Below are 12,039 nucleotides of genomic sequence, written 5' to 3'. Positions count from 1 at the left end.
GGAAAATAATGAATACAAAAACATTAGGCAATTTGGTGATCAACGGAATCGGGTCCTCAAATGGAGGTTCATTTGAAAAAGTGGAGTTAAATGGGAAGGGAACGGTAAATGGAGATACAGAATGTGTAAAGCTCTATTGTAACGGTACCGGTACAATCCATGGGAACGTAAAAACGGAGAGGGCTAAGATTAGCGGCGCAGCCATGATCAATGGAGCAGTAAAAGCGGAGGAACTTATTATCAATGGTTCTGCCTCCATAGCTGAAGCAATCAGCAGCAAAGTGGTGGAGGTGTCTGGAAAGTCATCTATAGGCGGATCCGTAAAATGCGATGAAATGACTGTGAATGGAAAGGTATCCATTGAAGGAGATTGTGAAACGGAAATCTTCCGTGCGGAAGGTGCCTTTTCTGTAGCAGGTTTACTGAATGCTGAAACAATTGATATAAAGCTATTTGGAGACAGCAGAGCGAAAGAAGTTGGCGGCAGGAATATAAAAGTAGTACAGCATAAAGAAAGCTTATTTAAATTAATTAAATCCATTTTTCCATTGAAGCTTGAGGCAGAGGTTATTGAAGGGGATGAAATCGAACTGGAAGGAACAGTGGCTTCTATCGTAAGAGGGAAAAATGTGAAAATGGGAAAAAATTGCGAGATTGGGCTGGTTGAATATTCAGGTGAATATGATTGCCTACCGGGTACGCTGGTTAAAGAATCACGCAAAATATAAGAAGGGAGGATGTCCTTGTGGCTGAAACGCTTTCCTTGCAGGGCGGCTTTGAGGTTGGCGGAGTTAAATGTCGGAACAATGGACATTGGCCTGCGGTTTAGTGTAAATAAAGCAGAAGAAATTATAGGCGGAAAAATTATCATGAAAAAGAATTCAAGGATTCCTTTCTTTTCATTTGGCAAAGGCGGCAGGCTTGAAGCGAAAAGGGGATGACATTTACCTGGAAAATACAAAAGCAGATTTTGTAAGGGGAAATCATGTGAAAATTAGCCCAGGGTACGAGATTGGGATTGTTGAGTATTCAGGAACTTATGAATATAAATCGGAGTCTGTAGTAAAGGCAAATAAAAAATCTAATAGTGTCGATTTCCACAATATACGAGCGGTGTTTATTTCCGGTTTACTGGGTATTATAACTCAAAAATGATGGTCCAAAAAGTAATTTGTTACGACTTTTGTATTTATATATTTATTCGAACCTCTATTTAGCTTTCCGCATTTCGATTCATTGATCGAGGATTTTCCATATCGGGTATGAAGAAACGCCAGATGAAGTCAGGGCAATTAATTAGCATATTTGAAAAATAGAAGGCCGAGCTTTGAGCTGTGAAATATTGATTATACGCATAGTGTACAAAAAGAGTTAACTATAATCTAAATATAGTATATATAACGACCGGAAAATAAAAATAAATTTTTAAATTTGTAAGCGCTTTAAAGGGTTGAAGTTTTCTGAAGACTTTGATAAGATTTATAAAACTGAAAAGGCTATGTGTGACTGGCGAGACACGGATTACCGTGAGGGAGCACATAGTGTCGAAGCCGTTCGCCTGGGCAGAGGTAAGGGATTCTACCCCTTACCTCTTTCTGTTTAAAAACTGACAAAGCTATTTAGAAAAGGGGAGAATCCAGTGAGTACCATGACTTTAGACAAAGTAAAGACTATTAAAACGTTAAACGCAATTGCAAAAAGTGGCCTTGATGTTTTTAACAAGGACCATTTTACAATCGATAAAGAGAGCGATAATCCTGATGCAATTGTTCTTCGCAGCTTTAACATGCATTCAATGGAATTTGGCGATCGGTTAAAAGCAATCGCTCGCGCTGGTGCCGGAGTGAATAATATTCCGGTCGAAAAATGCACAGAGCAGGGCATTGTTGTTTTTAATACGCCTGGAGCCAATGCAAATGCTGTAAAAGAAATGGTTCTAACCTCATTGATGGCTTCATCCCGCAACCTGTTTGCCGGAATTGCCTGGACCAAAACATTAGAGAACGAAGGCGATCAAATTCCAAAGCTTGTGGAAGCAGGGAAGAAGCAATTTGTCGGAAAAGAAATTAAAGGCAAAACACTTGGTGTTATTGGCTTGGGTGCAATCGGAGCGCTTGTGGCGAATGATGCCCTTGATCTTGATATGGATGTAATCGGCTTTGATCCTTTTATTTCGGTTGATACGGCCTGGAACCTGTCCCGCAATGTCCAGCGTGCAATGACAATTGAGCAAGTATTCGCGGAGTCTGACTATATCACAGTGCATGTTCCGCTAACAGATGACACAAGAGAAATGTTTAACGAAAATACATTCAGCATGCTGAAAAAAGGCGTTCATATCTTGAATTTCTCCCGAGGTGAGCTTGTGAATGAAGCCGATATGGCAGCTGCCCTTGAAAGTGGAAAGGTTGGCAAGTATATCACAGACTTTCCGAATGAAAATGTGCTGAAAATGAAAAATGCAGTCGCAATCCCACATTTAGGTGCGTCTACACAAGAATCTGAGGAAAACTGTGCTGTAATGGCAGCACGCCAGGTAAAGCATTTCCTTGAAACAGGCAATGTTAAGAACTCAGTGAACTTTCCAAACGCAGCTCTTCCTTATACAGGCAAGCGCCGCGTAACCGCTTTTCATAAAAACGTCCCGAACATGGTTGGTCAAATCACACTTGCAATTTCAAGCTACCAGCTGAACATCGCTGACATGGTGAACAGAAGCCGCGGGGATTACGCCTATACAATGATCGATATTGATAATAAAGTGAATGGCGATGTAATTCCTGGTTTGTTGAATCAAATCAATCAAATCGAGGGCATTGTTTCAACACGGATCATTTAATTATGAAGCCTCAATTCCTATAGGATTGGGGCTTTTTATTTGCAGTGGAATTGGTTGATAATATTTTTAGCTGAGTTGATGATATTTAGTGAAAGTTAACGATAAAATGGCATAGGTGTTGTTAGCCGGCTTTTGGAACCAGATCCACAAACGAATTTTTTTAAGAAATCTGCAAATAAAATGGAAAAAATGCAAATGAAACATTCACGCCTCAAATAAGGATTAAATGGCGGCTAAAAGATTTCCTAAGCAGCCCCAAATTCTCCGAAAATAGGGTACCCAGATACCACAAATCTGTATAATAACAGATAAACTTAGAATAAACTGATAAAAAAATTGCAGTTGCCCGTATCTTTTTGTTTGTTTGATCCGTTATAAGAGCAGAGATGTGTAAAGGAGTGAGCAGGTTTATGAAGCAGGGGGAAATTCCGGTTCAATCAGGTTGTGAATATAAGCAGACTGAGGAGATCCGTATTGCCAGTTTATATCCTTCCCTTCAGCGTTATGGACGGTTTCTGGCACAAAACAAGTGGGACGGGGATGATATTGCCCAAGAGGCTGTCTTCCGTGCATTCTGTGCCTATAAACCATGCAGTATCAATCAGGCTCTTTTAAAAAAGATAGCGTATAATTGCTGGATGGATACTGTCAGAAAACGAAAGCGGGAACAGCTTATAGAGCAACCGGAACAGGAAGGGAAGGAAACCAAGCAGAAAAATAGTGGTTTAGTGGATCATCTCCTAAGTCAACTAACATTGAAGCAGGCTGTTATTTTTGCATTAAAAGAAGGCTTTCAATACAAATCAAAGGAAATTGCCGAAATTATGCAGACAACCGAATTCGCGGTAAAATCCTCGCTTAACCGTGCCCGGAAGCAGCTTAATCATCCGGAAACAGATGAGAGAAAAGTAACTTTTACCAATGAGGAAGAAGAGAGGGTGTTCCAGTTTCTGCAAGAATCATTGGCCACGGAAGACCCATCGATCCTTCTTAAAGCCATTCCTACCCTGCATTCCTTGAAAAGCCAGGCCGTATCGAAGCCTGTTCTTTCCGTTAAACAGGCTCCTTCAAACACTCTCTGTATGGCGGCATAAATCCGCTAAGAACAGGAGGGATACAGGTGACAGCAATACCTTATGTAATTGAGCAGTCCAGCCGGGGAGAGCGATCTTACGATATTTACTCCCGGCTGCTTAAAGACAGGATCATTATGATCGGCGAAGAAATAAACGATGGGGTGGCAAATAGTGTCATTGCCCAGCTGCTCTTCCTGGCAGCCGATTCCCCGGATAAGGATATTTCTTTATATATTAATAGTCCAGGAGGCTCTACCACTGCCGGGTTTGCCATATTTGATACGATTCAATATATCAAGCCGGACGTGAGAACAATCTGCACAGGGATGGCAGCCTCCTTCGGTGCCATGCTGCTTTTGGCAGGAAAGAAAGGGAAACGCTACAGCCTTCCTAACAGTGAAATCATGATCCACCAGCCGCTTGGCGGGGTTAGGGGGCAGGCTACCGAAATTGAAATTTCTGCACGGCGGATTATCAAACTGAGAGAGCATATTAACAGCATTATTGCTGAGAGGACCGGCCAGCCATTGGAAAAAGTAGCCCGGGATACGGACCGCGATTATTTCATGAGTGCGGAAGAAGCAAAGGAATATGGGATTATTGATGAGATTATTTATCATAGCTAGCAATGGAATAAGAGATTATTTATGCATATGAAGAGCAGCCAGTTTTGTGGCTGCTTTTTTGTGTCTTTAATAAATGGCAGGAAAAAAAAGAAACCAGCTATCGCTGATTCCTTCTACTTGACTTCTGAATAAAACTCATCGATTGCCCGAAGCCAGTTTGTCCGTGCAATTTGACCGGCTTTGTTTTTATCTCTTTGCTCAAAAGCCTTCAGAATCTCTTCGTGCTCTTCAATTGAGCGGGTTTTTAAAATAATCGTTTTATTATAATACAGCCGCATGACATGTGCTTGAAGCATGGAAACAGTATTCGAGATATATGGGTTTTGTGCAAGTTCAATAATAATGTTATGAAACTGCTCATCCTGCTTCAGAGCTGAAAAGGTATCGCCTACATTAAGGGCTTGAGCGAATTTATAATTGATGTCCCGGAGAATATCGATTGTTTGCTGGCTGATAACTGGCGCAGCCATTTCGGCAGCAAGCGCTTGCAATACACCTAATGGAGGCAGAATTTTACTTATGTCTTCTGGATTTACCGAGGTGACTTGCGTGCCAACGCCAGGAAACATTTCGACAAACCCCTGGACGTTTAGCAGTTGAAGCGCTTCCCGAATAGGTGTTCGGCTGACACCCAATGCCTTGGCAAGATCGGCATCATTCAATTTTTCTTTCGGCTGCAATGTCCCGTCAATAATCCATTCCTGAATCTGGGAGAATGCACGCTCTTTTGCTGATATACGGGTAGGTGATGAATAGTTGGAAGGAATCGGCATAGCTGTAACCTCCTCTTTATTTTTTCATAAATTACTTTTTATCTGCTAATTTAAAGTTATTTCCAATAGATTATATTTAGTATATAGAAGAATCTAGAAAAATTCAATATATCGCATAATTCGACAAAAACTTTTGTGCGATATATTGCATAAGTATGTTTGATGTGTTATCTTGAGTTATGCAATATATTACGTAATCAAAAATAAAAAAATAATTACTTTGCAATAACTTTTCAGAAGATTTCAATTTGATAGATTGTTAAATAAATGGAAATTAACTATTAAAAGCAGAGTAATAGGAGGGTTCTATATGAGCAGTAAAATACCTTTTTCATATTTAGTCGCAGTTGGTTTTATGTTGTTTGCCTTATTTTTTGGGGCAGGAAACTTAATTTTTCCAGCTATGCTTGGCCAATCAGCAGGTATTAATATTTGGTCTGCAAATGCCGGTTTTATCATAACAGGGGTTGGATTGCCGTTACTAGGGATTCTGGCACTTGGCTTTTCCGGAAAAAGTGATTTGCAATCATTGGCAGGACGGGTTCATCCACTATTTGGATTAGGTTTTACCGTAGCGCTTTACTTATCAATTGGACCGCTATTTGCCATTCCAAGAACAGCTACTGTTTCATTTGAAATTGGAATTAAACCATATTTTTCTGAAGGAAGCAGCGTTATTGGTTTAATAATCTTTTCCATCCTCTTTTTTGGAATAACGGTTTACTTTTCATTAAAATCTTCCAGTATTGTGGATATTATAGGAAAATTCTTAACACCAATGCTGCTGATCGTTATTGCCGTTCTGATCGGTGCAGCTTTTATTAATCCAATGGGATCATTTCAGGCTCCAAGTGAAAACTATGTAAGCGGTGCGTTCTTCAAAGGGTTCCAGGAAGGCTACCTTACAATGGATGCCCTTGCTGCTTTCGTATTCGGGATTATCGTTGTAAATGCAGTAAAAGACAAAGGGGCTGCAACCAAGAAGGATATCATGGTTGCCATTGCTAAAGCAGGTGTGATTGCAGCAGGCCTTTTAGCGATTATCTATACTTCCCTTTCCTTTATCGGAGCATCAAGTGTGAGTGAGCTTGGTCTATTAGATAACGGGGGTGCTGTCCTATCCGGTGCCTCCACACATTATTTTGGCTCTTTCGGTGCCATACTTCTAAGTTTAATCGTATTTGGTGCGTGTTTAACGACAAGTATCGGGCTCATTACGGCTTGTTCTTCTTACTTCAATAAATTGATGCCAGGCATTTCTTACAAATCATTTGTTATTGTTTTATCCATTTTCAGTGCGGTTTTAGCCAACTTTGGTTTAAGCCAGTTAATTGCCATCTCTGTTCCAGTTTTAGTAGGTATTTATCCGTTAGCAATCGCTTTGATGGCACTGACCTTTTTGCATCCGCTATTTAAAGGAAAGAAAGAGGTCTATCAGGGCAGCATGCTATTCACATTTGTAGTAAGTATGTTTGATGGATTAAATGCAGCAGGAATAAGTTTTGCTCCAATTAACGAACTATTTGGTTCCATCCTTCCATTATATGATGTTGGATTGGGCTGGATTGTCCCTGCTATTGCTGGTGGTTTGATTGGATATGCAGTTGGATTATTAAAAAGCAGCACTTCGCAATCTTCGGAAGCTGAAAAAGCAGCATAATGACTAGGGCCCCCAGAATCATCTGGGGGCCTTTAATTTTTTGCAAAAAATACTTGGTCAAGGGGTCTTTAGTAAAGTTGCTAATAAAAAGTGGAAACTTGCTAATAAAACAGGAAAACTTGCTAATAAAATGGACGAAGTGACAAATAAAAGTGAAACAAAGATATTTTTAGTGAAAAATGCGAAGGAAAACGGGAAGATAGTCGCTTAAAGTATTCCAAAAACAGACTTCTCTCATCAAAATGATGACTCTTTTTTGCAAGAAAGTATTATTATAAATGTTTTTTCTTTTTTAAAACAACGAGCGGCTTCTATAATAAAAAAAGGTTTTTTATTGAAATCTCACCTAAACACGAACATTATATAATAATTTTTCATTAAATATTCATATTTTGGTTGTGTTTCGTTTGTGAGTTTGTTATATTCGCATAGTAATAATTTTAATTTCATCACTCGTATATGCTCGGTAATATGGTCTGAGCGTTTCTACCTGGTTCCCAATGAAAGAACCGGACTACGGGTTAAAGTATATGGAACTGATATTTAGTTTGATTTACGTACATTACTTTAACTCCAAAGGTCTGGAAGGTAGAAGTCGTTCTGCTTTTCAAGGCCTTTTTCTGTGGCCAAATCCGAGTATATCAAACAACAAGAGAAGGGGAGAGATCATTGATGAAAAAGAAATTCGCTTTATTCGCAGCAATTGCGGTTATGTTTGCGGCTTTGATTACCGGCTGCACTTCTGCTCCACAATTTCAAACAGAGGCCGAAAGTGCTCAAAGACCAATTCTCATTCAAGGGCCAATGCCAATTGAAGCTGAAAAATTTGCTCAAAGATTAGATAAAGTGAAAGTTGAAAAATCAGGAACGTTCGTGTTTTACATTGGAAAGCTTGATAAGTATCCTGTCATTGTTGCCAAAACAGGCAAGGGAATGGAAAATACAGCTGCGGCGACAGCGGTGGCGATTGAAAAGTATGAACCGATCGCAATCATCAACCAGGGTACTTCTGGCGGGCATGATCCAAGCTTAAACGTATTTGATATTGTTTTAGGAAAACGAACAACTAACATCGGTTCATTAAAAACAGGGCATTTGGAAGAAAACGAAGGAATCGAACCTACAAATTGGATTCCAATGGATTTAATGGCTTCTGAAGGAAGCGCCGGAGAAGATCCAAACGCTGAAAAGGCCCGTTACTATGAAGGCGATGAAGATCTGCTAGCAGCTGCCAATGCAGTTAAAGATAAATACACAAAAGGCAAGATTGTGGAAGGGACAATCGGTTCAGCTGACGTATGGAATAATGAAGTTGACCGTATTAAATGGTTCCATGAAAACTACGGTACATCTGTCGAGGAAATGGAAGGTGCCGCAGCAGCCCAAATTGCCAAAGCTTATGATGTCCCATTTTTAGGGATTCGTGTACTATCCAATAATAAGACAAATGGCGGTCAATATAATCCGAATACAGCTGAAGCGAATCAGGATTATGTTTATGAAGTCGTGAAACAATATATTTCTGATATGACAAGCAAAAAATAATATACCAAAGCCTCCATTTTTGGAGGCTTTTTATTTTCATTTGATATTAATTTTTACGAGAGGGCAATACTACAACATAGCTGAAAATAGACCTTTTCGAAAGGAGAGGCAACCATGTGGAATGCAGCATTTTGGGGCGGTGTGTCAGGTTCAGCCGTATTATTGGGGGCATTGGCAGCCATGTTTTTACCTATCAGAAAAAAATTTATCGGGTACATAATGGCGTTTGGTACGGGGGTATTAATCGGTGCGGCTGCTTATGAACTTCTTGGTGAGTCTGTTCATAATGGCGGCATAATTCCAACCAGTATTGGGTTTGTTGCAGGCGCAATTACATTTAGCCTTTTTGATATTATGATTTCCAGCAAAGGCGCACAGAATCGGAAAAGGTCAGGCCATAAAGCCGCAGCCACAGGGGGAATGGTTCTTTTCATCGGCACGATCATGGATGCCATACCAGAATCCATTATGATCGGTGCGAGCCTGATTGAAGAACAATCCGTAAGCTTTCTGTTGGTTACAGCAATATTTATAAGTAATTTTCCTGAAGGCCTTTCCAGTTCTTCAGGTATGGAAAAAAGCGGTTATTCGAAAAAGAAAATTATTTTATTATGGATTTTGGTTTTCGTGATCTCCATCCTGGCTTCCTTAATCGGATTCGTATTCCTTGATGGTGCTTCAAAAGAGGTGATGTCCGTAATTGCGGGCTTTGCAGGCGGGGCTATTATTGCAATGGTAGCGTCAACCATGATGCCGGAAGCTTATGAAGACAGCGGTCCGATGACAGGGTTTATTGCCGCTCTTGGCTTGCTGGTTTCGTTAATGCTTTATAACTTTTCTTAAGGTAACAATACACCTTCCATATTTCGGCATTTCTAAAGATGAATGAATGATATCGATCGTGGAAAACAAAAACGGGGGTGTTATTTAATGAAGATAAAAAAGCTCGTGAGAGAACAGCAGGAAGACGTACAAATAGAGATGGGCAAGTACCGAATGATTATTGAACGCCGCTATCAGGTTTTATCCTTTTTCAACGATCTGCTGCTGGGCGTTTTATATTTAATAGGAAGTATTTTATTTTTGACAGATGTCAGTAAGGTGGTTTCCATTTCATTTTTCCTTGCAGGCAGCATTATGATGATTATCCGTGCCGGTTTAAATATTTTGAAGGATCTTCATGTGCGAAAGGTTACAAAAAACAAAAACACGTAAACTTTAGCTTCAAATTTTCATAATTGGGTTTTGTGAGAAAGGGAAACGGCAATACTAGCGACATAGCATAAAACAGCTGCGGACTTTAAAAGCTGACTGCAAAAATAACCGTATTAAAAGGAGAATCCAAGATGGCTGAAGAAACAGAAAAGGTAAGCAATGTAAAAAAAGCGGATATTGGGGATACAATCAGTATTACAAGCGGTACGGAAAAAGGCAAAAAGGGCAAGGTAGTTGTTGTGCGAGATAACTCTGTCATTGTGGAATTAGGGATCAATCCCAAGAAGGATGAACCCATAAAAACAGTCATCAGCCATAAGCGATATAAAGTGGTTAAATAAACTGGAAGGAGTGCATCTCTACGGTGAAATCTCAAAAGTACCCGAAAGGATCATCTGCTTCAATTCCGCCGGAAGTCCGTGAGAAAATTATCCAAGCGGACCGCGATGAAAAAGCGAAGCGGATGACAAAACGACCGCAATAAGCAGGGAAATCCATGATAGTTCTTTTTTAGCTGTCATGGATTTTTTTTATTGGAGAAGAACGATTTAAGAGGTGAAATAAACTAAACCGTGAATATTTCGGTGAATCCTGTAACTGGCAACGAGATGCAGCATCGCATAAAACGGTCATAAACCAAAAGAATATTCATTTTGGCGTATTTTCTTTTGTGAAAAGAGGGGAAGTTGATGTTGGAGATAAGGTTTACCTTTTTGAATAAGTACATGTAAACTAGAAGTATAATATTAAAGAGATAATGGTGGTCTATATGATTAGTGCAATCGTATTATTTATTCTTGCGGGATTAGCTGAAATTGGCGGGGGTTATTTGATTTGGCAGTGGATAAGAGAGGGCAAGCCATTTTTCTGGGGGATAGGCGGAGGAATCATCCTTGCATTTTACGGTGTAATAGCTGCTTTCCAAGCTTTTCCCTCATTCGGCAGAGTGTATGCTGCATATGGCGGCGTTTTTATCGTTCTGTCTATTTTATGGGGATGGGGGATGGATAAAAAAACCCCGGATTTCTATGACTGGCTTGGTGCAGGGATCTGTGTTATTGGAACTTCAGTCATCCTGTTTGCGCCTCGGGAATAATTATTGCCTGGTCTTAAGGACATTCAAGTATATTTAGGACCGGGGATTTTTTTATGTTTTTAGTCTGTATGAGCAGGGTTTCCTCTAATTATTATTTTTCCCCAGGCCGGCTGCTACGAACAGCATAGAAAAGATGGGTATTATACTATGGTTGTATCCGGAGCTTTTGAGCCGCTTCTTAACTCGGTGATGAAAGGCATTCACTTCGACAGCATTATTGGAACCAGCATTTCGTTTGATAATAAAAAAGGCAGGCACCTCCCTTTAGAGTACATTCATGTCAGCCGTAAAAAGGAAGTAATTCATGAGAAGCTGGCCAATATGGAAGTGGATTGGGAAAATAGCTTTGCCTATGGCGATAGTTATTCTGACTTAAGTGTTTTGGAACTAGTGGGAAATCCAGTGGCGGTAAAACCAGAGCCTCGGCTTATACAAGTAGCAAACAAAAGGAAATGGGAAGTCATCATGTAATTTTTTATCATAAAAAGGAAAGTATTCAGGTAATATCATGAAAGCTGCCATATTCTTTGGGCCGCTTTTTATTTTCAAAAGGTTTAGAAGAAAAGGGTTAAGATAAGAACTGAGGATAAATTAAAATCGTCGCGTTTTAAAGACAGTAAAAAGACTATATAAAGGTTATAAAAAACTGATTTACTATTTTAATTAAAGGCAGTTTTGGTTAAATGTCTTTGGTTAGTCAGGAAGAATCTATTTGGAAAGGGGATTAATCTGAGGATTATGACAGCCCGAAATCCCATCCGTCCAAATCATAATTTTTCGGCGGTCAAAGCGATCGGCATTAACCCCGGAAAATAAACTGGATAAAACGCCGCCAAAGCCGGAACACCATGGTCGCAGCCAGGCCGAGCTTCCCGTCGCCACATACATGAGAACATTAATAGCAATCAAATCCATAAACAATTCCCAAATCCGGATAAGCTTTTACATATGAAAAATTTTGCGAACCATTGTGTTTCCCATTGCAAAGAAGTTGTAGTATGTATTCTGTTTTATTTTAAAGATTTTGAATTTAAATTCGTAATACGATATTTCATAAGATCAAGGTGCTTTTTACCATAAAAAAGAGTTTTAAAAAAAATCTCTTTTTTATGGTTGAACTGTGCCCCAGTTTACGGACAGTTTAAAAAAGCGCCTATGCGGCTAGTAAATGACTCCGGTATTGTTCCGGGGTCATTTTATTTAAGCCCC

At 39.7% G+C, this 12,039-nt stretch carries 16 protein-coding genes and 2 riboswitches; of the genes, 14 read left to right on the top strand and 2 right to left on the bottom strand.

What is annotated here, in order from left to right; all coding sequences use genetic code 11:
- Positions 1 to 8 precede the first annotated feature (8 nt).
- The 6 genes from DFO73_RS12400 (at position 9) to clpP (ending at position 4,541) form a co-directional block, all read left to right on the top strand.
- A complete protein-coding gene (locus DFO73_RS12400) occupies positions 9 to 728 on the top strand; it encodes a polymer-forming cytoskeletal protein (RefSeq protein ID WP_110065080.1) in 720 nt (239 codons plus the stop codon).
- 54 nt (positions 729 to 782) lie between these two features.
- Entirely contained in the window at positions 783 to 941 is a 159-nt protein-coding gene (locus DFO73_RS28660) for a hypothetical protein (protein WP_181396000.1), read from the top strand.
- Complete coding sequence (locus DFO73_RS28980) at positions 922 to 1,155, top strand: hypothetical protein (protein WP_110065078.1); 234 nt, start codon at positions 922 to 924, stop codon at positions 1,153 to 1,155. The genes DFO73_RS28660 and DFO73_RS28980 overlap by 20 nt, the downstream gene beginning before the upstream one ends.
- A 337-nt stretch (positions 1,156 to 1,492) precedes the next feature.
- Positions 1,493 to 1,571: riboswitch (ZMP/ZTP riboswitch) on the top strand.
- Between the two features lie 68 nt (positions 1,572 to 1,639).
- Positions 1,640 to 2,839 (top strand): phosphoglycerate dehydrogenase, encoded by a 1,200-nt coding sequence (locus DFO73_RS12385; protein ID WP_110065077.1) that lies wholly within the window; start codon positions 1,640 to 1,642, stop codon positions 2,837 to 2,839.
- A 410-nt stretch (positions 2,840 to 3,249) separates the two neighbouring features.
- Positions 3,250 to 3,933 (top strand): sigma factor-like helix-turn-helix DNA-binding protein, encoded by a 684-nt coding sequence (locus DFO73_RS12380; protein WP_110065076.1) that lies wholly within the window; start codon positions 3,250 to 3,252, stop codon positions 3,931 to 3,933.
- Positions 3,934 to 3,959: 26 nt separating this feature from the next.
- The gene (gene clpP, locus DFO73_RS12375) at positions 3,960 to 4,541 is read left to right on the top strand and encodes an ATP-dependent Clp endopeptidase proteolytic subunit ClpP (protein ID WP_110065075.1); all 582 of its coding nucleotides are present in this window, start codon (positions 3,960 to 3,962) and stop codon (positions 4,539 to 4,541) included.
- A 113-nt stretch (positions 4,542 to 4,654) separates the two neighbouring features.
- Here the strand turns inward: clpP and DFO73_RS12370 are convergent, their stop codons facing one another.
- Entirely contained in the window at positions 4,655 to 5,314 is a 660-nt protein-coding gene (locus DFO73_RS12370) for a GntR family transcriptional regulator (protein WP_110065074.1), read from the bottom strand.
- A gap of 310 nt (positions 5,315 to 5,624) precedes the next feature.
- Here DFO73_RS12370 and brnQ point away from each other — a divergent pair, with 310 nt between their 5' ends.
- The 8 genes from brnQ to DFO73_RS12335 all read left to right on the top strand — a co-directional run bounded on the left by brnQ (position 5,625) and on the right by DFO73_RS12335 (position 11,301).
- Positions 5,625 to 6,974: a branched-chain amino acid transport system II carrier protein gene (gene brnQ, locus DFO73_RS12365; protein WP_110065073.1), complete on the top strand. Its 1,350-nt coding sequence runs from the start codon at positions 5,625 to 5,627 to the stop codon at positions 6,972 to 6,974.
- A 40-nt stretch (positions 6,975 to 7,014) separates the two neighbouring features.
- Entirely contained in the window at positions 7,015 to 7,185 is a 171-nt protein-coding gene (locus DFO73_RS28655; protein ID WP_181395999.1) for a hypothetical protein, read from the top strand.
- A 222-nt stretch (positions 7,186 to 7,407) separates the two neighbouring features.
- Positions 7,408 to 7,511: riboswitch (purine riboswitch) on the top strand.
- 174 nt (positions 7,512 to 7,685) lie between these two features.
- Positions 7,686 to 8,519: a 5'-methylthioadenosine/S-adenosylhomocysteine nucleosidase gene (locus DFO73_RS12360; RefSeq protein ID WP_375137324.1), complete on the top strand. Its 834-nt coding sequence runs from the start codon at positions 7,686 to 7,688 to the stop codon at positions 8,517 to 8,519.
- Positions 8,520 to 8,633: 114 nt separating this feature from the next.
- Complete coding sequence (locus DFO73_RS12355) at positions 8,634 to 9,362, top strand: ZIP family metal transporter (protein ID WP_110065071.1); 729 nt, start codon at positions 8,634 to 8,636, stop codon at positions 9,360 to 9,362.
- A gap of 87 nt (positions 9,363 to 9,449) precedes the next feature.
- Positions 9,450 to 9,734, top strand: a complete 285-nt coding sequence (locus DFO73_RS12350) for a YrhK family protein (protein WP_110065070.1) — start codon at positions 9,450 to 9,452, stop codon at positions 9,732 to 9,734.
- 131 nt (positions 9,735 to 9,865) lie between these two features.
- A complete protein-coding gene (locus DFO73_RS12345) occupies positions 9,866 to 10,075 on the top strand; it encodes a DUF2187 family protein (protein WP_110065069.1) in 210 nt (69 codons plus the stop codon).
- A 428-nt stretch (positions 10,076 to 10,503) separates the two neighbouring features.
- Positions 10,504 to 10,830, top strand: coding sequence for a YnfA family protein (locus tag DFO73_RS12340; RefSeq protein WP_110065068.1), 327 nt, complete (start codon positions 10,504 to 10,506; stop codon positions 10,828 to 10,830).
- 87 nt (positions 10,831 to 10,917) lie between these two features.
- Positions 10,918 to 11,301 carry an HAD family hydrolase gene (locus DFO73_RS12335; RefSeq protein WP_309043195.1) on the top strand — a complete coding sequence of 128 codons (384 nt, stop codon included), beginning with the start codon at positions 10,918 to 10,920 and terminating at the stop codon, positions 11,299 to 11,301.
- A gap of 237 nt (positions 11,302 to 11,538) precedes the next feature.
- Here DFO73_RS12335 and DFO73_RS12330 read toward each other — a convergent pair whose 3' ends face one another.
- A complete protein-coding gene (locus tag DFO73_RS12330) occupies positions 11,539 to 11,745 on the bottom strand; it encodes a hypothetical protein (RefSeq protein ID WP_110065066.1) in 207 nt (68 codons plus the stop codon).
- Positions 11,746 to 12,039 lie beyond the last annotated feature (294 nt).

Origin of the sequence: Cytobacillus oceanisediminis (genome assembly GCF_003182355.1) — a bacterium.
GTDB classification, from domain to species: domain Bacteria; phylum Bacillota; class Bacilli; order Bacillales; family Cytobacillaceae; genus Cytobacillus; species Cytobacillus oceanisediminis_A.
Note: the sequence above shows the minus strand (reverse complement) of the source record. Positions and strands in the feature narration are given on the sequence as shown.